Below are 21181 nucleotides of genomic sequence, written 5' to 3' on the forward strand. Positions count from 1 at the left end.
TCCCATGAACCTGAGGCAAATCGAGGTGTTCCGCGCAGTGATGCTCGCGGGATCGGTCACCGATGCGGCGCGGCTGCTCCATGTGTCGCAGCCCGGCATCAGCCGCATGCTCGCGCACATCGAACTGCAGTCGGGCTTGAGGTTGTTCGAGCGGCGCAAGGGCCGGCTGCTGCCCACGCCCGAGGCGCAGGTGCTGCATGCCGAGGTCGCCGAGGTGTATGGCGGCATCCGCCGGGTGAGCGAGCTCGCCGAAGAGCTCAAGGCAGGCGCGAGGCTCTCGCTGCGCGTGCTCTGCAGCCCCAGCACGGCGCTCGTCGCGATGCCGCGCGCCGTGGCCAAGCTGGCGGGCGAGTATCCGGCGGCGAGGATCTTCATCGAGACGTTGCCCACGCGGGAGATGCTGGCGCGCCTGACCCACCGCGAAGCCGACCTCGCGATCTCGACGATCCCGACCGACAACGCCCTGCTGGCCTCGAAGGCCATCGGGAAGTGGCGCCTGGTCTGCGTGTTTCCGAAGGGCCATGCACTGTCGGCGAAACGCCTGCTGCACCCGCGCGACGTGCTTGCGGAGCGCCTGATCTCGTTCAGCCGCGACACGCCGCAGGGCCGCATCATCGACGACTGGTGCAGCAGCCGGAAGGTGAAGCCGGCGTCGTCGGTGGAGGTTCGCTCGGGCCAGATCGCCTGCGCGCTGGCTGCGAGCGGCGCGGGCGTCGCGATCGTCGACGACCTGACGGCGCACGCTTTCCGGAGCCAGGAACTGGACTTTCGCCCGATCGTCGGCAGTCCGACGCTCGGCATCTTCGCGCTCACGCACGCGGGTTTCGCAGGGTCGACGCTCGGCGACAGGATGGTCGCGCTCGCGGCGGCGTCGTTGAAGAACGCCGGCCGCGACTGAGGCGACTGCGCAGCGGTCTACCATTGCTGGGTCTTTCACAAGGATTTCTTCCCCATGACCATCGAAACGCAGGACGACGTCATCGCCCTCAAGCGCATCGGCCGGATCGTCTCCCTGGTGCTCCGGCAGATGCTCGATGCCGCAGAACCCGGCATGACCACGCGTGAGCTCGACCGGCTCGGCGAGCGCCTGCTCGACGAACACGGCGCGCGCTCCGCGCCGCGGCTGACCTACAACTTCCCGGGCGCGACCTGCATCAGCATCAACGAGGAAGCTGCTCACGGCATTCCGGGCGACCGCGTGATCCGCGCCGGTGACGTGCTGAACATCGACGTGTCGGCGGAGCTCGGCGGCTACTTCGCCGACACCGGCGGCACGCGCGTGGTGCCGCCGAGCACGCCGCAGAAGACGCGCCTGTGCCATGCCACGCGCACCGCTCTGGCCGAGGCCATGAAGAGCGCCAAGGCCGGCATGCCGATCAACGGCATCGGCGCGGCCATCGAGCGCACCGCCAAGGCCTACGGCTTCAAGGTCATCGAGAACCTCGGCAGCCACGGCGTCGGCCACGCCCTGCACGAGGAGCCGGAACACATCGCCGGCTACTTCGACCCGTCGGACCGGCGCCTGCTCGAAGAAGGCATGGTCATCACCATCGAGCCCTTCCTGTCGACCAAGAGCCGCATCGTCTCGGAGACGGGCGACGGCTGGACGCTCGCGGGTGCCCGCGGCAACCTCTCGGCGCAGTACGAGCACACGATGATCATCACGCAGGCCGCACCGATCGTCGTCACGCTGCACTGACTCCACTGGCGGTCCGCTGCTGCACCCATCGCAGCGAGACCCAGGTGCCTTCGCCGCGGCGGCTCTCGATGCGCAGGCTGGCGTCGATGGCATCGGCCTGCTCCCGCAGGCCCACCAGGCCGTAGTGCCCCGGCGCACCGGCGCTCGGCTCGAAGCCGACGCCGTCGTCGCCGATCTCCAGTTCGACTTGTTCCTCGCCCGCGCGCCGCAGCCGGATCAGCAGGCGCCGCGCGCCCGCATGGCGCTCGACGTTGCGCAGCACCTCCTCGCACATGTGGAACACGGTCTCGGCGGGCTCGGCGGCGAGCGCGGCCAGCGCCGGCTCGATCTGGCAGTCGAGCTCGAGGCCCGAGCGCTCGCTGAGGTTCTTGGCCAGTTCGGCGAGCGCCGCGCCAAGCCCGATGTCGCGCACCGGGTTGCTGCGCAGCTGCTCGATCGCGCGGCGTGCCTCGTCGAGCCCGTCGCGCGCGGCGCGCTCGGCGCGCACCAGCTCGTCGGGCAGCGCATCGGGCCGGCTCGATGCGAGCCGCTTGAGGACGCGGATCTCGGTGAGCATGGCCATCATCGAATGCGCCAGCGTGTCGTGCAGGCCGCGCGCGAGGCGCAGGCGCTCGCGCACCACCGCGGCATCGCGCGACTCCTGCGCGAGCCGGTTGATCTGCCCGGTGCGCTGCTGCACGCGCTCGTCCAGTTCGGCATTGAGGCGGCGCAGCTCGTCGCGCTCGCGCTGCAGCGTGTCGAGCAGGCGGTCGAGCGCGCTGCCCAGCCGCGCGGCCTCGTCCACGCCATGCGGCACCTCGATGCACGTTGCGCTGCCGGCCAGCACCGCGTCGGCCGAATGCGCGATCAGGCTCACGCGGCGCGTGAGCCGGCGCGCCACGATGATGCCGGTGACAGCGGCGCCGAGGCCCAGCAGGCTCAGCACGATCGAGATGCGCCACTCGATGGCGGTCGCGAAGGCCGCGACCGATTCGACCGGCTGGATCACCACACCCTGCCAGCCGAGCCGGCGCAAGGTGCCGTCGCGCGCGCTCGGCGGGCTTGCGATCAGGTAGGGGCGGTTGTCGAGCAGGCGCCGCGTGCGGATGCGCGTGGGCAGGTCGGCGCCGTCGTTGCCGAGCCCGGCCACCGCCGGGTCGAAGGGCGTGACCGGATCGCCCACGTCCTCCCAGCGCTGGCCCAGCAGCGCGGGCGGCCCATGGCGCACGATGCCGTCGCGGTCGATCAGCAGCCATTCGCCCGGTGAGGCGCGGATCTCCGACACCATCTTCTGTACCCAGCGCCAGCTGAGGTTCGCAGCGACCACGCCGATGATCGCGCCGTCGGCATTGCTGACCGGCGCGGTGAGCTTCAGGAAGCGTTCGGCCGGCGAGCGGCCTTCCTCGATCCATGCCGCGTCGAGGCCCTGCGAAAGCCACGCATGCTGGTTGACGTTCTGGCCGACCACCTGCGGGTCGGTCGCGGCCACGATGAAGCCGTCGGCGTCGGTCACCGCGAGCCAGATCAGGTCGGGCACGCCCTGGCGCACCGCCGCCAGCGAACGCTTCAGGCGCTCGCCCTCGCTTTGCTGCACGTCTTCGGACAGCATGGCCGCCACCACGCTCACCGCCTGCAGCCGCAGCAGCAGCGCGGTGTCGAGTTCGGCGTTGACGTGCTCGGCCGCGGCCTCGAGGCGCTGGCTGTGCTGCTCGAGCAGCGTCGCGCGCACGAAGCTGCGCAGCCACAGGTTCGCCGCCAGTGCCAGGCACAGGGTGAGCGCAATCAGCAGCCAGCCGATGGCGGCGGCCATGGATCGTCGGGGGTCGATGCGGCGCGCGAGGTTCATGGGGCCCGCGCATTCTCGCAAACAGCGGCCATGACTTTCGGCACGGGTAGTTCCCCTGAGACCTCGGGGTTTGTCTCGACTCGCCGCGTGACTTCCGGCAGGCGCGGCGGCGGCCGATTGCGGCAACAGTTGCATCCCATCGCGATCCGTGCCTCAGCGCGATGAAACCAACCCCCGAACGTGCCGCAACGCGATCGGCATGACATCGAATGGAGACAAAGCGAATGAACCCTTCTTCCCCGACCCAGACCGTGTCCGGCGCACCGCCGCGGCTGTTCGACAACCGCTGGTTCCAGCTGGTGGTCGGCATCGTCTGCATGATCGCCACCGCCAACATCCAGTACGCCTGGACCCTGTTCGTGCCCGAGATCCAGGGCAAGTTCGGCTGGGAGCGCGCCTCGATCCAGATCGCGTTCACCATCTTCGTGCTGGTGCAGACCTGGCTCGCGCCGATCGAAGGGTATTTCATCGACAAGTTCGGGCCCCGACTGATCGTGGCCTTCGGCGCGCTGTTCATCGGCGCGGCCTGGATCATCAACTCGCAGGCGACGACGCTGCTGGGCTTCTACATCGGCGCGGCCGTTGGCGGCATCGGCGTGGGCTCGATCTACGCGACCTGCATCAACAACGCGCTCAAGTGGTTCCCCGATCGCCGCGGTCTCGCGGTGGGCCTCACCGCGGGCGGCTACGGTGCCGGCTCGGCCGCCACCATCCTGCCGATCGCTGCGATGATCGAATCCTCCGGCTTCCAGGAAGCCTTCCTGTTCTTCGGCGTGCTGCAGGGCACGCTGGCCTTCCTGGCCGCGTGGTTCCTGCGTCAGCCCAAGGGCAATGAGGTGCGCGCATCGTCCAAGCTCGCACAGAGCCGGCGCGACTACACGCTGGGCGAGGCGCTTCGCACGCCGCTGTTCTGGCTGATGATCCTGATGTTCTCGTGCGTCGTCACGGGCGGCATGATGGCGGTGGCGCAGCTCGGCGTGATCGCACAAGACCTGGGCGTGAAGGACTTCAAGGTCGACCTGTACTTCGTCACCATGGCCGCGCTGCCGCTCGCGCTGATGCTCGACCGCATCATGAACGGCATCTCGCGCCCGCTGTTCGGCTGGATCTCCGACCACATCGGCCGCGAGAAGACCATGGTGATCGCCTTCACGCTCGAAGGCTTCGGCATCATCGCGCTCGGCTACTTCGGCCACAACCCGTGGGCCTTCCTGATCCTGTCGGGCGTGGTGTTCCTGGCCTGGGGCGAGGTGTATTCGCTGTTCTCGGCGCTCGCCGGCGACGCGTTCGGCACCAAGCACATCGGCAAGATCTACGGCGTGCTGTACTGCGCCAAGGGCGTCGGCGCGCTGTTTGTGCCGCTGGGCAACCTCATGATGGAAGCCACGGGCACCTGGTCGTCGGTGCTCTACACGGTGGCCGCGCTCGACCTGTTCGCCGCGTTCCTCGCGATCGTCGCGCTGCGCCCGATGCTCGCGAAGCACACCGCGGGCAATGCGGCAGCCGCCCCGCCGCCGGCCGCACCCGACCTGGCGATGCCGGGGCTCTCGCCCGCCGGGCGCACGGCCTGACAGACGCAACCTCGCCCGCCTGATCGGGCGGGCCAGCGCACCCGTGGAACCGGCGATGCCGGGTCTGCGGGTGCGTTCCCTTTTGGGAAGGCGCTTCGGGGGTTACTTCTTCAAGACCAGTACCGCGAGTTCGGTGCGGGTGTTCGCGTGCAGCTTCTGCATGATCCGGCTGACGTGGTTCTTGGCTGTTCCCTCGGCCAGGTTCAGCGCGGTGGCGATCTGGCGGTTGCCGTAGCCCTTGGCGATCAATTCGAGCACCGCGACCTCGCGCTCGGTCAGCGGCTTGGTCGCATCGGCCGGCGACAAGGGCTGGCCCGCCGCCGGCAGTTCAGGCGCAGGCGCGGGCGCCGGCTCCTGGGCCACACGGTCGGCCAGGAGCCGAAACTGGTCCATCACCTTGCGCGCGATCTGCGGCGTGAGCCGCGACTCGCCGCGGTGAACGGCCCGCACCGTGTCCAACACCTCTTCCTCCGAAGCGTCCTTGAGCAGGTAGGCCTGCGCGCCGGCGCGCACCGCATCGAAGACCAGGTCGTCGCGGTCGAAGGTGGTCAGCACCATCACGCGCGTGTGCGGCAGCGCGGCTGAGATCTCGCGCGTGGCGAGCACGCCGCCCTTGCGCGGCATGTGCAGGTCCATGAGCACCACGTCGGGCAGCAGGCGGCGTGCGAGGTCCACGGCCTCGATGCCGTCGGCGGCCTGGCCGACGACCTCGATGTCGGGGTCGGCGTCGAGCAGCATCGCCATGCCGCGGCGTATCAGCGCCTGGTCGTCGGCGATCAGCACGCGGATGCGCGGCGCAGCGCGCGGGGCGGGAGGCGAGAGTTCGGCGGTGGTGCTCATGGCGAGGCCATTGTGCCCCGATGCGTGCGCAGCCGGCGTGCCTGCGCGCGCAAAAAAGACAGCGCGTTCGACCCGCGCGCGCTCAGCCCGGCTGGTCGGCGCCCACGCCTGTAGACGGCAAAGCGGCCTCGGTCAGCGCGACCGATACGCACTCGAGCGCTATCGCCAGTTCGGTGACCGTGGGCAAGCCGAAGCCCAGGCGGAACACCAGCGGCTCGTCGCCGAACCAGGGCCCGGGTGCCACGCGCGTGCTGTACCGGGCGAGCGTGGCATAGAAGCGCGCAACGGCCGCCGCATCGAACACCTCGCGCTTCAGCCGCACGCAGCACAGCGCGCCGGCGTCGGGGCGAACCCATTCGATCTGCGCGGCATGGCGCCCGACCCAGTTGGCGACCACCTGCAGGTTCTGCGCGAGCAGCGCGCGCCGCTCGCCGATGATTCGGCCGCGCTGGCGCAACACCGCGAGCGCGAGCGCCTCGTCGACCGGCGAGCACGAGATCACGGTGCTGAACTTTGCCGTCACCAGTGCCTGGCGCAGCGACGCATCGCGCGTGATGGCCCAGCCGATGCGCAGGCCCGCCGCGCCATGCGCCTTGGACAGCGACGACACCGAAATGACCTTCGGCCCCAGGCAAGCTGCGCCGGGTGCCACGTCGTCGTTGCCGTAGGCGGCCTCGCGGTAGGTCTCGTCGATCACGAGCCAGGCTTCGGGCGCATGCGCGGTGAGCATCGCCGCGACGGCGCGCAGCGTGCGTGCCGGGATCGCGACGCCCGAGGGGTTCTGCGGCGAGGCCAGGCTCACGAGTTTGGTCTTCGGCGACAGCAGCGCGCGCAGCGCCTCCAGGTCGACCTGGTAGCCGTCGTCGAAGCTGAGCGGCAGCGCGCGCGGGACGGCGCCGACCGCCGTCAGTGCATTGCGCGCGAGCGGAAACACCGGCTCGGCCACGATCGCCTCGTCGCCGGCCTGGCACAGCGTGAAGGCAATGAGGAAGAGGGCATGCATGCCACCGACCGTGACCACCACGTCATCGGCATCGACGCCGTTGTCTGCCGCGATCTCGCCGCGCAGCGCGGGGCTGCCCGCGGCGGTGCCGTAGTCGAGCGCGAGGCCGTCATCGCCGAACGCCGTCTCGAACAGTTCGGCCAGCCGCACGCTCGGCCCCACGCTCTCGGCAAGGTCGAAGCGCGGTGCCTTGCTCACCAGGGAAATGATCTCGTTGTCCGGAAAACGTGCCATGTGCTGTTGTTGTTGCCGCGCGATGCGTCGATGTGTTGTCGGGATGAAGCCAGCATCGATGATGCAGATTCGGGGCTCGCGATAACAGCCACAATTTTCCTGAATTCGATGCAGTACAGTTGGGTCCGGCGGCGCAGCTGCGCTCGCCACAAGGCAAGGAGCAGTCCCCGTGTCCCAGTCGCCCCGGTTCCGCTATGAAGAAATTGCAGATTTCGTCGCCGGGCTGGCCGGGCGCGGCGCGCTGCAGCCGGGCATGCGGGCGCCGTCGCTGCGCGAGATCAGCACGCAGCAGCGCACCAGCCTCAGCACCGCGGTGCAGGCCTACCGCCTGCTCGAGGACCGCGGCATCCTCGAGGTGCGGCCGCAGTCGGGCTACTACGTGGCCAAGCCGCCGCCTGCGCTCCCCGTGCCGACGACCACGCGGCATTCGGTGCGCGCCGCCAACGTCGAACTGTCCGGCCTGATGCTGCACCTGCTCGAGCACGCCTCGGACGAGGCGCTGGTGCCGCTCGGCTGCGCCATCCCCAACCAGCGCCTGCTGGCCTCGTCCAGGCTCGACCTCGTCCTGGCGCGCACGGCCCGCGTGAAGGGCGGCCGCTGCAACACCTACTCGCCGCCGCGCGGCGAGCTCTCGCTGCGCCAGGAGATCGCCCGTCGCGCGCTGCGCTTCGGCCAGGCGCTCGCGCCCGACGACATCGCCATCACCTGCGGCTGCACCGAGGCGCTGGCGCTCGCGCTCGACGCAGTCACGGCGCCGGGCGACACCGTCGCCATCGAGTCGCCGACCTACTTCGGGCTGTTGCAGGTGCTGCGCGCCAAGAAGCTCAAGGTGGTAGAGCTGCCGACCGATGCGGTCACCGGCGTCGACGTCGAGGCGCTTGGCAATGCCGTGGCCTCGGGCAGGGTGCGCGCCTGCGTGCTGGCGTCGAGCTTCAGCAATCCGCTCGGCTGCACCATGCCCGAGAAGAACAAGCGCGCCGTGCTGCGCCTGCTGGCGGCGCACCGCGTGCCGCTGATCGAGGACGACGTCTACGGCGACCTGCATTTCGGCGAGGAGCGGCCCAAGCCGTTCAGCGCGCTCGATACGCACGACAACGTCATCCACTGCGGCTCTTTCTCGAAGACGCTCGCGCCCGGCTACCGCATCGGCTGGATCTCGACGGGCCGCCACATGGCGCGGGTGCTCGAGGCCAAGTTCGCCACCAGTCTCGCCACGCCGGTGCTGACGCAGGTGGCGCTTGCCGACTTCCTGTCGAACGGCGACTACGACCGCCACCTGCGCCGCATGCGGCGCGGCTTCGCCGACACCCTGGTGCACATGACGCGGGTGATCGAACAGGCCTTTCCGCCGGGCACCAAGGTGTCGAGGCCGCAAGGCGGCTTCGTGCTATGGGTCGAGCTGCCGGCCCCGGCGGACACGCAGCGCCTGTTCGCGCACGCGCTCGACAAGGGAATCTGCTTTGCGCCGGGCGTGGTGTTCTCGGCCAGCGGCAAGTACGCGCATTGCCTGCGGCTGAGCGGCGGCCATGGTTGGGATGCGCGCATCGAGAAGGGCCTGCGCACGCTCGGCGCGATGGCGGCAAAGGCGCTGCGCGCCGAAGGCAGCGCTCAGTAGAGGCTGTCGCCCGGCACCGCGTCCGCGATCTGCTGGCGCCGCGATTCGCCCGGGTTCTCGCGGTAGTAGCGCGTCTTGTCTTCGTACATCGCGCGGTCGGCGCGCTGCAGCGCGGCATCGAGCGGCTCGCCGGCCTCGCAGGTGGCCATGCCGATCGCCAGGTGCAGGAGCCGGCCCGTGTGCCCGGCATAGAACTGGTTGTTGAGTTCGAGCATCGACACGATGCGCTCGCGCACCGCCTCCGCGCCGCGCTCGTCGGTCTTCGGCAGCACCACGGCGAACTCGTCGCCGCCGATGCGCGCGGGCCAGCCTGGCTCCTCGACCGCCTTGGAGAGCACCTCGCCCACCCGACGCAGCAGGGCGTCGCCGGCGGCATGGCCTTCTTCGTCGTTCACCGGCTTGAGGCCGTTCATGTCGATCACCAGCACCGACACGGGCCATGGCCCCTTGCGCGAAAGCCGGTTCAGCTCCTCGCTGAAGAACGCGCGGTTGCGCAGCTGCGTCAGCACGTCGTGCTTGCCGAGGTATTCGAGGTAGGCCTCGGCCTTCTTGCGTGCGGTGATGTCGATCAGCGAGACCAGCACCAGGTCCCAGCTGTCGAGACGATCGTCGAGCACCGCGAACTGCATGTGGATGTTGACCAGCTCGCCGGTCAGCGCGTAGTTGACCACCTCGCGCTGCTGCTGCATCTTGCCGTTCCACAGGTCCTGCAGCTGCTCGGCGAACGAGTCGTGCATCTCGTCGCGAAACACGTCCGACAGGTTCTGCAGCAGCGTCTCCTTGTCGGCGGCGGCGAACATGCGCAGCGTCTCGCGGTTGACGTCGATCACGCGGATCTCCTTCATGCAGCGCGTCACGAACTCGGGGTGCACCTTGATGAAGGTCCCGAAGTCCGTGATGCCGCGCGCGCGGATGTCGTCGAGCAGCGCCTTCACGGCGCTGAAGTCCTCGACCCAGAGCGACACCGGCGAGCGCTCGAACAGTTCGCGCGCATAGCGTTCGCTCTCGTCGCGCAGCCGCTCGGCCTGCACGCGAGCCGTGACGTCCTCGAGCGACACCAGCACGCGGTCCCACGATGCCTCGTGGCCCGGCAGCACGCGCACGCGCACATGCACGTCGAGCCGGCGGCCATCGAGCGTGTAGTTGAAGCTCTGGTTGTCGAAGCACAGGTTGCCGCGCCAGAGCTGCTCGAGCTCGAGGATCACCGGCGCCGCCATGTCGTCGCGGAACACGCTGTGCAGCTGCGACAGCAGCTCGGCCTGGTCGCGCGCGCCGAAGAGCGAGAGCGTGCTGCGGTTGACGCTCACCACCTTGAGCTGGGCCATGCAGTCGCGCACGCGCTGCGGGTCGGCCTTCAGGTGTGCGGCGACATCGATCACGCCTTCGGCGCGCCAGGCCCCGAACAGCCGCTGCAGGCCGCTGTAGTCCTCGAGCCACAGCGACATGGGCGCGAACTCGAACATGGACTCAAAATCGTTGGCAGATGGCATCGCACGCTCCTTTTGTTGAGGATTGTGGATGCAAACGGGGCATAGGTACCCCGGTCGCGCCGCGCTCACATCAGTTGCAAGCCCCGTCGTGGACGCGCGCGCGGGTGCGGGGTGTAGGGCCGGGGCGCTGGCGGCCGGTTCATGGCCGCAAGTTCGGCGCGCCCTGCCTCGGTGATGCGAAGCACGGTCGCCAGCCGCGGCAAGGCGTAGCGCCCGGACGGATCGGCCGGCGCGATCTCGGCCTCGATCAGGCCGGTGGCGACGAGCACCGAGACCTGGCGCAGTTCTTCAGGGCATCCCACGCGGACAGGGAGTTGCACATGCTGCAGTCTCATCAGAAATAAAAGCGGCATTCATTCCTCCGATTGCTGGCATCCAGGACGGCGCAGCAATGGCGGCACCGGCGGGACAGTTGATTTTGTTGACACATGTATGTCAAAGAAATCACAAACTAGCTGTCTGCCTCGGCAGCCGCACTGCGCCTTCGCGCTGCGCTCGTGTAGGCCCAAAGCCTTACAAAAAGGAGGCCGCCGACTGCGGCGACTGAAGGCCATAGCAACAGCCCGCGGCGCCGAAGCGGTCGCTCGCTTCGGCGGGGCGCACGCTGGCCGGCCAGGTCATCTCTGCAAGAGATGGTGCCTTCTCCCATCGGTATGAATTTCGCGAGTTAACCCGGTACGTCCGGTTGCCGCGTGGATCGACCATCGTGCCGAGCAAGCAACGCGAGGCACACGAAATGACCACCACTACCCTGTCGGCCCCCCACGGCGGCGCGGATTCTCTTTCTTCGGCTGCGGATGCGGTCTACCGCAAGGTCAGCTGGCGGCTGATACCGCTGCTGTTCCTCTGCTACATCGTCGCGTACCTGGACCGCGTCAACGTCGGTTTCGCCAAGCTGCAGATGCAGGATGCGCTTCAGTTCAGCGAAGCGGTGTATGGCCTGGGCGCGGGGATCTTCTTCGTCGGCTACTTCCTCTTCGAAGTGCCCAGCAACGTCATCCTGCACAAGGTGGGCGCGCGCCGCTGGATCGCCCGGATCATGGTCACCTGGGGCCTGCTGTCGGCGGCGACCATGTTCGTGAATTCGCCGATGACCTTCTATGTCATCCGCTTCCTCCTGGGCGCGGCCGAGGCGGGCTTCTTCCCCGGCATCATCCTTTACCTCACCTACTGGTATCCGGCTGCCCGGCGCGGCAAGGCCACCTCGCTCTTCCTGGCGGCGATCCCGTTCGCCGGCATCCTGGGTGGGCCTGTCTCCGGCTGGATCCTGCAAAGCATGGCGGGTGTCAACGGCTGGCAGGGGTGGCAGTGGATGTTCCTGTTGCAGGGGCTGCCCACCGTGGCGCTTGGCATGGTGGTCTGGCGCTACCTCGACGACCGCGTGAAGGATGCGGCCTGGCTGAGCGCGGAGCAACGCGAGCTGATCGCACGCGACATCGCCGCGGACGGCACAGGCAAGTCCGAAGCGAGCGTATGGCGTGTGGTCTCGAACGGCCGGGTCTGGCTGCTGGCCCTGGTCTACTTCTCCTTCGTGGCAGGTCTCTACGGTATCTCGTTCTGGCTGCCCAGCATCATCAAGGCCATCGGGGTGAAGGGTGCACTCGACATCGGCCTGCTGAGCGCGATCCCCTGGTCCTTCGGCGTCGTTGCGATGTACCTGACGGCACGCAGTGCCGACCGTCGCCTCGAGCACCGTTGGCACTCGGCCATCGCGGCCGTGGTGGGCGCGGCGGGACTGATGATGAGCGTGGCGATGCATGGGAGCGCCACCTGGTCGATGGTCGGCCTGACCATTGCGACGATGGGCATCATGTCGACCCTGCCCGTTTTCTGGGGCATGCCCACCGGGTTCCTCGGTGGTGCCGCAGCAGCGGCGGGCATTGCCTTCATCAACTCGTTCGGCAACCTGTCCGGCTTCGCCGCGCCTTTCATGATCGGTGTGATCAAGGATGCGACCCAGAGCACGGACGCCGGGCTGCACATGCTCGCAGCACTCCTGGTACTGGGCGCGGTGCTGGTGTTCTGGGTCAAGCCGTCGAGCCCGACCGCCCAACGCACGGCGCGCTAGCACCATGGATGCCGATCTGATGAACCCTGTGCGCGCCGTTGCCGCGCCCGGCGACCGCCGCGCACCGTCTGCCGAACTCCTGGCGTCCTTGCGGCACCGCTTCGGCGCGCGGCTTTCGACGGCCGACAGCGTGCTGCTGCAGCACGGCAGCGACGAGTCGAGCTACCGTCCGGCACCGCCCGACGCGGTGGTCTACGTGCACAGCACCGACGAGGCGGCGTTCGTGGTGCGCGCCTGTGCACGCGAGCGGGTGCCGGTGATCGCCTTCGGTGTCGGCTCGTCGATCGAGGGCCACGTGCTGGCCGTCGAAGGCGGCGTCTGCGTGGACTTCTCGCAGATGAGCGAAGTGCTGGCGATCCGCACCGAGGACCTCACGGCGACGGTGCAGGCGGGCGTGACGCGCAACATGCTCAATGCGGCGCTGGCGGGCACCGGCTTCTTCTTCTCGGTCGACCCCGGCGCCGATGCCAGCATCGGCGGAATGGTCGCCACGGCCGCTTCGGGGACCAACACGGTGCGCTACGGCACGATGCGCGACAACCTCGTGAGCCTGACCGTCGTGACGGCGCAGGGCGATGTCATCCGCACCGCGTCGCATGCGCGCAAGAGCTCTGCAGGCTACAACCTGACGCAGCTTTTCTGCGGTTCCGAAGGCACGCTCGGGCTGATCACCGAGGCGACCGTGCGCATCCATCCGCACCCCGAAGTGGCCGCAGCCGCCGTGGTGCATTTTCCGACGGTGCGCGCGGCCGTGGATTGCGTGATCGAATCGATTCAGCTGGGCGTGCCGCTCGCGCGCGCGGAGATGCTGGACGCCTTGACGATCAAGGCCGTCAATGCGCACAGCCGCACCACGCTGACCGAGCGGCCGACGCTCTTTCTCGAGTTTGCGGGAAGCCAGGCGCAGATCGACGAGCAGGCCGCCGTCGTGCGCGACATCGCCAACGGCCATGGCGGTGGCGAATTCCAATGGGCCATCCAGCAGGAAGAGCGGTCGCGGCTCTGGACGCCGCGGCACCACGCCTATTTCGCCTCGCTGCAACTCAAGCCCGGCAGCCGGAGCATCACCACCGACGCATGCGTGCCGCTGTCTGCGCTGGCTACCTGCGTGGAAGAGACGCTGGACGACATCCGGGCGCACGGCTTGCTGGCGCCCGTCTTCGGCCATGTCGGCGACGGCAACTTCCATTGCCTGGTGCTGGTCGACCCTGAGGCGGCCGAACAGGTGGATGCAGCCGAAGCCTTCAGCCATCGGCTGGTCCAGCGTTCGCTGAAGCACGGCGGCACCTCGACCGGCGAGCACGGCGTCGGGCTCCACAAGATGCAGTACCTCGTCGAAGAGCACGGGCCTCACACGGTGGCGCTCATGCGCGCGATCAAGCGGAGTTTCGATCCGCACAACATCTTCAACCCGGGCAAGGTTGTCCATTTCGGCTGAGGGCAGCGCCCTGCAAACAGCCGATCACATCACCAAGGTATGACCATGCATTTCTCGCGCAGCGTTTGTTTGATTGCCGTGCTGACGACCGCGGCATGCGGCGGCGGCGGCGGGCACGGCAGCGGCTTCGTTGCCCCGCCGCCCGCACCTGCACCTGCCCCCGCGCCGACGCCAACGCTTGCCCAGAAGTGCCCGCTGCTGGCCGGCCAGGCCCTGGGCGGCGGCGCCACGGTGCAGAGCGCACAGGTTGTTGCCTCCACCGGCGCGCAACCCGAATACTGCGTGGTGCAGGCCAGGCTCGACGGCTCGACCCTGCGCTTCGAAGCCCGCATGCCGACCAGTGGATGGAACGGCAAGATCGCGTTCCTCGGGGGCGGCGGTTTCGACGGCACCATGCCGGTCGCCACCGACCTGCAGTTCAGCCCATCGATCGTCGGCGAGCGCTACGCCACGCTCGGCACCAATGGCGGCTACGACTACCCGGGCGTGCGCGGCCCCGACTACTTCAAGGCAGCGTTCGCGCTCGACCCCGAACAGCTGGCAGACTTCACGCACCGATCGGAACACCGCGCATTGCCCGCGGGCAAGGCGCTCGTTGCCGACTTCTTCGGTGCGCCCGCGTCCCACAGCTACTTCGAGGGTTGCTCCATGGGCGGGCACGATGCATTGGTGCAGGCACAGCGCTACCCCGAAGACTTCGACGGCATCGTCGCGCGGGCGCCGGCCGGCAACATCATGGGCCTGTTCATGCAGTTCAACCGCATCGCGAAGCAGGTGCGCACGCCCGCGAACACGCTCGATGCGCCCAAGCAGAGCCTGCTGGCGAACGCGGTGCTTGCGCAGTGCGACGCGCTGGACGGCGCCACGGACGGCGTGATCTCCAGGCCCGGCGCATGCCACTACGATCCGGCGCCTCTGCGCTGCGCAGGGGGCGCAGACGCAGGCGACACCTGCTTGTCCGATGCGCAGATCGCCACCGTCCGAACGGTGACGTCGGCCATCGCCACCGCCGACGGCGCCTGGACGCATCCGGGCTACAACCCGGGTGCCGAGAACACGGCCAAGGGCTGGGGCGAATACATCTGGCCCAGCATGGCGCTCGGCGGCAATTCGGTGCAGGGCATGTTCTCGGACGGCTTCGTGCGCTCCTTCATCACGCAGGATGTCGGCCATGACACGCTCTCCTGGAACTACGACGACTGGCTGCCGCGCATGGGCGTGGTCGGAGGCATGTTCCAGGCCTTCGATCCCGACCTGACGGCGCTGAACGCCCGGGGCGCCAAGATGATCCTCTGGAACGGCACGACGGACAGCTCGGTGAGCCCGCGGGACACCGAGCGCTACTACGACGATGTCGTGGGCTCCATGGGGCAGGCCAAGGCCGACCAGACCGTCGAGCTGTTCCTGGCGCCCGGCGTGGGTCACTGCTACGGGGGCGCCGGACCCGACCGGGTCGACCTGCTCCAAGCCCTCGCGACATGGGTGGAGCAGGGCACGCCGGCATCGGCGCAATCGCTGGTGCATCGCAAGGTCGATGCGGGTGGCGCGACCACTGCGTCGCGCCCGCTTTGCAAGTACCCGGCCTACCCGCGCTACAAGGGCAGCGGCGACCTGAACGACGCGGCGAGCTTCGTCTGCGCGAGCCCCTGAACGCGATCGGTTCAAAATCCGGGAATGGAACTTCGCCAGCTCAAATACTTCCTTGCAATCGTCGAGAACAAGAGCCTGTCGCGCGCCGCCGAGCACCTGCACGTGGCGCAGTCGGCACTGAGCAAGCAGGTCGCCGAACTGGAGTCGGAACTCGGCGTGCAGCTGTTGTCACGCAGCCGAAGCGGCGTTGCAACGACCGAAGCAGGCAAGGTGTTCTACGAGTACGCCCAAGGCATCACCAAGCAGATCAGCGATGCCCGGGCGGCAGTGCTGCGCTCCGCCGACACGGTGGTCGGCTCGGTGGTGGCGGCATTGCCGCAGAGCGTGGCCGCCACGCTCGCGCTCCCGTTGATGCGCGCGGTGTCACGCCGCTATCCGAACATCCTGTTCCACCTGAACGAGGAGCTCACCGGCAACATGGCGGACCAGTTGCTCGGCGGCCGCGTCGACGTGGCCATCTTCACCGACACCATGCCGCCGCGCGACATCGTCTTTACGCCGCTGGTCGAGGAAGCCTTCGTTCTCATGCATTCGCCGCAGGACCCGCAAGCGCCCGCGGCGGGCGACGTGTCGCTGCACGCGGCCGTCGCGCGACCGCTCGTCCTGCCGAGCCCGCAGCATGGCCATTGCACGCGCTGGACCGTCGACAACGCCTTGAAGCGTGCCGGCCTTCCGCCGCAGAGCATCGCGGCCGAGATCAATTCGGTCTACGTCCTCAAGAGCGCCGTCGAGGCCGGCATCGGTCCCACCATCATGCCGCTCGGCCTCGCACAGCGCGAGGTGGCGGACGGGCGCCTCGTGGCCCACCGCATCGACTCGCCAGACATGGTGCGCGTGCTCGGCCTGTGCGTCTCGCGCCACATCCCGGCGACCAACGCCAAGCTCGCGATCTGCCGGCTGATCTGCGAGCTGGTGCGCGACCTCTGCGAGAGCGGCCAGTGGTCGGGCGCGCGCTACGTCGCCAGCGGCGCGCCGCCAAGGCTTCCGGTGGTCAGAACGGATAGTGCCGAGGCGCCATCTGCACCGTGATCCAGCGCAGTTCCGTGAAAGCCTCCACGCCCGCCCGCCCGCCGAAGCGCCCGTAGCCTGACGCCTTGACGCCCCCGAATGGCATCTGTGCCTCGTCGTGCACCGTCGGTCCGTTGACATGGCAGATACCCGCCTCGATGCGCTGCGCCACGTTCCAAGCGCGCGCCACGTCGCGGCCGAACACTGCGGACGACAGGCCGAACTCGTTGTCGTTGGCCACTGCCACGGCCTCTTCGACGCCGTTCACGCGCACCACCGCCTTCACCGGCCCGAACGATTCTTCGCGGTAGATCGCCATGGCGGGCGTGACGTGGTCGAGCACGGTGGCGGGCATCAAGGTGTTCTGCGCCTTGCCGCCGCACACGAGCACCGCGCCCTTGGCGAGCGCGTCGTCGATCAGTGCGTTGCAGCGCGTCACGGTGCTCATGTCGACCACCGAGCCGAGCACCACGGGGCCTTCGCGCGGGTCGCCCAGCGGCAGGGCCTGCGCGCGGGCCGCGAACCTGGAAACGAACGCGTCGGCAACGGCGTTGTCGACGACGATGCGTTCGGTCGACATGCAGATCTGACCCGAGTTGGCGAACGCGCCGAAGATCGCGCCGTTCACGGCCGCGTCGATGTCGGCGTCGTCGAGCACCACGAAGGGCGCCTTGCCGCCGAGTTCGAGCACGGCGGGTTTCAGGTACGTCGCGCAGGTCTGCGCGATGAGGCGGCCGACGCGCGTGGAGCCCGTGAAGTTGACGCGCCGCACCGCCGGGTGCGCGACCATGGCCTCGACCACAGCGCCGGCATCGGCCGGTGCGTTGGTCACGAAGTTGACCGTCCCCTTGGGCAGGCCGGCCTCGGCGAGCGCTTCGATGATGAGCGCATGCGTCTCGGGGCACAGCTCGGAACCCTTGAGCACGACGGTGTTGCCGCAGGCCAGCGGCGTGGCGATGGCGCGCGTGGCCAGGATCACGGGCGCATTCCACGGCGCGATGCCCAGCACCACGCCGGCCGCCTGCCGCACGCCCATGGCGAGGCTGCCGGGCACGTCGGACGGAATGACCTCGCCCGCGATCTGCGTGGTGAGCGAGGCGGCCTCGGTGAGGATGCCGGCCGCGAGGTGCACGTTGAAGCCCGCCCACAGCGCCGAGGCGCCGGTCTCGCGCGCCATGGCCTGCACGAAGGCGTCGGCACGCGCCTCGAGCGCGTGGGCGGCCTTCAGCAGCAGCGCGCGGCGTTCGTTGGGCCCCGTCTGCGACCAGGTGGCGAAGGCGCGTTGCGCGGCCTCGACGGCAGCCACGGCATCGGCCGGCGTGGCCGCGGGGGCGCGCGTGGCGATGCCGCCGTCCAGCGGGTTGCGGCGCTCGAAGGTCGCGCCGCCGGTGGCCGCGCGGCGTTCGCCGTCGATGAGCATGGAGATGTCGGTCATGGGTGTCCTTTTCAAATGAAGAGAGGAAGAGGGGTGTTCAGGCTACTCCCAGGTAGGCCTGGCGAACGGCGTCGGAATGCAGCAGCGCCTGCGCTTCGCCCGCGGCGACCACGCGTCCGCGCTCGAGCACATAGCCGCGGTCGGCGGCCTGCAGCGCCTTGCGCACGTTCTGCTCGACCATCAGCACGGTCACGCCCTGGTTCGCGATGCGGCGCACGATCGCCAGCAGTTCGTCGACCATGCGCGGTGCGAGGCCGAGCGAGGGCTCGTCGAGCATCAGCAGGCGCGGCCCGCTCATCAGGGCGCGCGCCACGGCGACCATCTGCTGCTCGCCGCCGCTCATGGTGCCGGCGAACTGCGTGGCGCGTTCTTTCAAACGCGGAAAGTCGTCGAAGGCGCGCGCCAGGCGCTCGGCGCGCAGCCGCGCGGGGACCAGCCAACCGCCGAGCTCGAGGTTCTCGGTGACGGTCATCTGCGGGAACAGCTGCCGGCCTTCGGCCACCAGCGCCAGGCCGCGCCGCACGCAGGCGGTGGCGTCGGCGGATGGCAGCGCCGCACCGTCGAGCACTGCGTCGCCCGTGCGCGCAAGCAACCCCGCGAGCGCCTTGAGCAGCGTGGTCTTGCCCGCGCCGTTGGGCCCGAGCACGACGGTGACGCCGGGCGTCACGTCGAGGTCCAGGCCCTGGATGACCTGGAAGCCGTGGTAGCCGGCCGCAAGGCCGCGCACGGTCATGGAGGTGCCGCTCATGCCGTGGCCTCCATCTCGTCGCCCAGGTAGGCCTCGACCACGCCGGCATCCCGCACCACCTCGGCCGGCGTGCCGTCGGCGATCTTGCGGCCCTGGTGCAGCACCAGCACGCGCTCGACGTACTTGAGCAGCGTGGTCACCGCATGCTCGATCCACACGACCGTGAGGCCGTGGTCGTCGCGCAGGCGCCGGATACGCCTGGCCATCGCATCGACCTCTGCCTCGGTGAGGCCGGCCGCCACTTCATCGAGCAGCAGCACGTGCGGCCGCGTGCCGAGCGCCATGCCGATCTCGAGCAGCCGCTGTTGCGAGGGCGTGACGTCGGCCGCGGCCTGCGTCGCCAGGCCGGCCAGTCCCAGCATGTCGAGGATCTCGCCGGTGCTGCCCAGGCCCGCGATGGGCGCGCGGCGGCGTCCGGCGAACTGCATGCCGAAGCGCACGTTGTCTTCGAGCGTCATGTCGGCCATCACGCGCGGCGTCTGGAAGGTGCGTGCGATGCCGTGCGCGGCGTACAGGTGCGGCCCGCGCCGGGTCAGGTCGACATCGCCTTCCACCAGCAGCCGCCCCGAGGTCGGCATGACCACGCCCGAGATGGCATTGAAGAAGGTCGTCTTGCCTGCACCGTTCGGGCCGATGATGCCGACCAGCTCGCCGGCATGGAAGGTTGCGCTCACGGCATCGACGGCCGTGAGTCCGCCGAAGCGCACCGTGAGTTCACGGGCTTCGAGAAGCGGGGTTGTTGCCGTCATGGCGCATGCCTCCGCAGGGCCGCGCGCTTGCGTTGCCACAGCGACGCGAGGCCGTTGGGAAGGTACATCACGCACAGGATCAGCAGCAGCCCCAGCACCATCATGTAGCCGTAGGGCAGCTGCAGCCGCAGCGTTTCCGACAACAGGCTGAACACGATGGCCGCGGCCACCGGACCGCCGATGCTGGCGGCGCCGCCGATCATCGCGATCAGAACGGTCTGGAAGCCGATGAAGGGGCTGAACACGGCCGCGGGCTCGATGTAGGTCCAGCGCACGGCCATGGCCGCGCCGACCGCACCGGCGAAGGCGGCGGTGAGCGCGAAGCCGGCGATCTTCACGCGGCGCGTGTCGACGCCCAGCGTCTGCGCGCGCTGCTCGTCGGCGCCGATGCCGGCCAGCGCAAGGCCGAAGCGGCTGCGCTTCACGAGCAGCGCGGTGGCGATGGCCGCGCCCGCAATCGCCAGCACCGTGAGGTACACCGTCTCGTTCGACGGCACCACAGTGAGCACGCGCCCCACGGTGCCCGAGACCTGCTTCTCCACGAAGGTGACCGCATGGCGGATCAGCTCGGTCATGCCGAAGGTCAGCACTGCGAAATAGGTGCCGCGCAGGTGCAGCACCGCCGCGCCCATCAGCACAGCCACCGCGCTCGCAATGGCCGCGCCACTCAGAATGACCAGCGGCCAGGGCAGCACCTCGAGCAGCGTGGCGCTCGCATACGCCCCCAGGCCGAAGAAGGCCGAGATCGCGAGCGAGAGATACCGCGTGGCGCCGCAGAACAACGACCAGCTCGTGGCCAGCGCGATGTACATCAGGCAGCCGAGCGCGACCGACGCGATGAATTCGCTCGCGATCCACGGTATGGCGGCCGCCAGCGCGAGGCCGATGCACAGCACCCACCACGGCTTGTTTTGAAAGAGTGAAATCATTTGCGGGAGAACAGTCCGTTGGGCCGCCAGATCAGCACGCCGATGAACACGGCATACGACAGCAGCATCTTGAGCGAGGGGCTCGTGTAGTACATGCCCAGCGCCTCGACCACGCCCAGCAGCAGGCCGCCGACGAGGCTGCCCGCGATGCTGCCGAAGCCGCCGAGGGTGATGACGATCAGCGCCGTCACCGTGTAGGGCTCGCCCATCGAGGGCGAGATTTCATAGGTCATCGACAGCAGCGCGCCGGCCACGCCCGACAGGCCCAGGCCGATGCCGAACATCAGCGGGTGCAGCCGCTTGGTGTTGATGCCCACGAGCTGCGCGCCGGTGGGCGACTGCATCAGCGCGCGCACCGCCTTGCCCAGCAGCGTGAGCTTGAGCAGCGCGATGAGCACGAGGCTCAGCGCCAGCGCCACGCCGAACAGCACCAGCTTGTTGGCGGTGAAGCGCATCTCGCCTAGCTGCACCGGTTCGGCCAGGTAGTCGTAGCCGCGCAGGTCGCCGCCCCACACGAGCAGGGCGGTGTTCTGCACGAAGAACATCAGGCCGAAGCCGACCATCAGGCTGCGCGCCTCGAACACGTCGACGTTCGGCGCACGCGCCGCCACCTGCCGGAAACACAGCCAGTGCACCGCCATGCCCAGCGCCATCAGCAGCGCGAAGGCCACCGGCATGAACAGGAGCGGCGAGATGCCCAGCGCCGTGTGCGCCCACCACGTGAGAAAGGCGCCGAGCATCAGGAACTCGCCGTGCGAGATGTTCATGATGCGCATCAGCCCGTATTGCAGGTTCAGCCCGATGGCCACCAGCGCATAGATGCCGCCCGTGATCAATCCGCCGGCCAGCAGTTCGGCCCATCCAGAGAACGACACGCTG

18 protein-coding genes are annotated in these 21181 nt (G+C 69.0%); 8 read left to right on the forward strand and 10 right to left on the reverse strand.

Translation table 11 applies throughout. The annotated features are described in order from the left end of the window. Nucleotides 1-4 precede the first annotated feature (4 nt). Both AC3A6J_RS12640 and map read left to right on the forward strand, forming a co-directional pair. Nucleotides 5-898 carry a LysR substrate-binding domain-containing protein gene (locus AC3A6J_RS12640; protein ID WP_487860289.1) on the forward strand — a complete coding sequence of 298 codons (894 nt, stop codon included), beginning with the start codon at nt 5-7 and terminating at the stop codon, nt 896-898. A gap of 54 nt (nt 899-952) precedes the next feature. Continuing rightward, the gene (map, locus tag AC3A6J_RS12645; protein WP_487860290.1) at nt 953-1699 is read left to right on the forward strand and encodes a type I methionyl aminopeptidase; all 747 of its coding nucleotides are present in this window, start codon (nt 953-955) and stop codon (nt 1697-1699) included. Here map and AC3A6J_RS12650 read toward each other — a convergent pair. Beyond that, a complete protein-coding gene (locus AC3A6J_RS12650) occupies nt 1686-3524 on the reverse strand; it encodes a sensor histidine kinase (protein ID WP_487860291.1) in 1839 nt (612 codons plus the stop codon). The genes map and AC3A6J_RS12650 overlap by 14 nt on opposite strands. Nucleotides 3525-3748: 224 nt before the next feature. Here AC3A6J_RS12650 and oxlT point away from each other — a divergent pair, with 224 nt between their 5' ends. Beyond that, a complete protein-coding gene (gene oxlT, locus AC3A6J_RS12655) occupies nt 3749-5095 on the forward strand; it encodes an oxalate/formate MFS antiporter (RefSeq protein ID WP_487860292.1) in 1347 nt (448 codons plus the stop codon). Between the two features lie 102 nt (nt 5096-5197). On the opposite strand, the gene AC3A6J_RS12660 is transcribed toward oxlT, so the two are convergent. Both AC3A6J_RS12660 and AC3A6J_RS12665 read right to left on the reverse strand, forming a co-directional pair. Next, nucleotides 5198-5935, reverse strand: a complete 738-nt coding sequence (locus AC3A6J_RS12660) for a response regulator transcription factor (RefSeq protein WP_487860293.1) — start codon at nt 5933-5935, stop codon at nt 5198-5200. An 82-nt stretch (nt 5936-6017) separates the two neighbouring features. Next, nucleotides 6018-7172, reverse strand: a complete 1155-nt coding sequence (locus tag AC3A6J_RS12665) for a pyridoxal phosphate-dependent aminotransferase (protein WP_487860294.1) — start codon at nt 7170-7172, stop codon at nt 6018-6020. 169 nt (nt 7173-7341) lie between these two features. Between AC3A6J_RS12665 and AC3A6J_RS12670 the strand changes: the two genes are divergently transcribed. Further along, nucleotides 7342-8787, forward strand: coding sequence for an aminotransferase-like domain-containing protein (locus AC3A6J_RS12670; RefSeq protein WP_487860295.1), 1446 nt, complete (start codon nt 7342-7344; stop codon nt 8785-8787). On the opposite strand, the gene AC3A6J_RS12675 is transcribed toward AC3A6J_RS12670, so the two are convergent. Further along, nucleotides 8781-10277, reverse strand: coding sequence for a sensor domain-containing diguanylate cyclase (locus tag AC3A6J_RS12675; protein WP_487860296.1), 1497 nt, complete (start codon nt 10275-10277; stop codon nt 8781-8783). The genes AC3A6J_RS12670 and AC3A6J_RS12675 overlap by 7 nt on opposite strands. Nucleotides 10278-10342: 65 nt before the next feature. Beyond that, entirely contained in the window at nt 10343-10597 is a 255-nt protein-coding gene (locus tag AC3A6J_RS12680) for a hypothetical protein (protein WP_487860297.1), read from the reverse strand. Between the two features lie 416 nt (nt 10598-11013). Between AC3A6J_RS12680 and AC3A6J_RS12685 the strand changes: the two genes are divergently transcribed. Genes AC3A6J_RS12685 through AC3A6J_RS12700 form a run of 4 tightly spaced genes read left to right on the forward strand, consistent with a single transcriptional unit; the run spans nt 11014 to nt 16462 of the window. Then, nucleotides 11014-12345 carry an MFS transporter gene (locus AC3A6J_RS12685; protein ID WP_487860298.1) on the forward strand — a complete coding sequence of 444 codons (1332 nt, stop codon included), beginning with the start codon at nt 11014-11016 and terminating at the stop codon, nt 12343-12345. A gap of 19 nt (nt 12346-12364) precedes the next feature. Further along, a complete protein-coding gene (locus tag AC3A6J_RS12690) occupies nt 12365-13783 on the forward strand; it encodes an FAD-binding oxidoreductase (RefSeq protein WP_487860299.1) in 1419 nt (472 codons plus the stop codon). Between the two features lie 45 nt (nt 13784-13828). After that, nucleotides 13829-15433, forward strand: coding sequence for a tannase/feruloyl esterase family alpha/beta hydrolase (locus tag AC3A6J_RS12695; protein ID WP_487860300.1), 1605 nt, complete (start codon nt 13829-13831; stop codon nt 15431-15433). Between the two features lie 24 nt (nt 15434-15457). Further along, nucleotides 15458-16462 (forward strand): LysR substrate-binding domain-containing protein, encoded by a 1005-nt coding sequence (locus AC3A6J_RS12700; protein WP_487860301.1) that lies wholly within the window; start codon nt 15458-15460, stop codon nt 16460-16462. On the opposite strand, the gene AC3A6J_RS12705 is transcribed toward AC3A6J_RS12700, so the two are convergent. Genes AC3A6J_RS12705 through AC3A6J_RS12725 form a run of 5 tightly spaced genes read right to left on the reverse strand, consistent with a single transcriptional unit; the run spans nt 16425 to nt 21177 of the window. Then, a complete protein-coding gene (locus tag AC3A6J_RS12705) occupies nt 16425-17876 on the reverse strand; it encodes an aldehyde dehydrogenase (protein WP_487860302.1) in 1452 nt (483 codons plus the stop codon). The genes AC3A6J_RS12700 and AC3A6J_RS12705 overlap by 38 nt on opposite strands. A gap of 37 nt (nt 17877-17913) precedes the next feature. Next, nucleotides 17914-18624, reverse strand: a complete 711-nt coding sequence (locus tag AC3A6J_RS12710) for an ABC transporter ATP-binding protein (RefSeq protein ID WP_487860303.1) — start codon at nt 18622-18624, stop codon at nt 17914-17916. Then, nucleotides 18621-19373 carry an ABC transporter ATP-binding protein gene (locus tag AC3A6J_RS12715; RefSeq protein WP_487860304.1) on the reverse strand — a complete coding sequence of 251 codons (753 nt, stop codon included), beginning with the start codon at nt 19371-19373 and terminating at the stop codon, nt 18621-18623. Before AC3A6J_RS12715 ends, AC3A6J_RS12710 begins: the two co-directional genes overlap by 4 nt. After that, the gene (locus tag AC3A6J_RS12720; protein WP_487860305.1) at nt 19370-20302 is read right to left on the reverse strand and encodes a branched-chain amino acid ABC transporter permease; all 933 of its coding nucleotides are present in this window, start codon (nt 20300-20302) and stop codon (nt 19370-19372) included. Before AC3A6J_RS12720 ends, AC3A6J_RS12715 begins: the two co-directional genes overlap by 4 nt. Next, nucleotides 20299-21177 (reverse strand): branched-chain amino acid ABC transporter permease, encoded by an 879-nt coding sequence (locus AC3A6J_RS12725; protein ID WP_487860306.1) that lies wholly within the window; start codon nt 21175-21177, stop codon nt 20299-20301. Before AC3A6J_RS12725 ends, AC3A6J_RS12720 begins: the two co-directional genes overlap by 4 nt. Nucleotides 21178-21181: the final 4 nt, after the last annotated feature.

This window comes from Variovorax sp. Soil_C_39, from assembly GCF_057656815.1.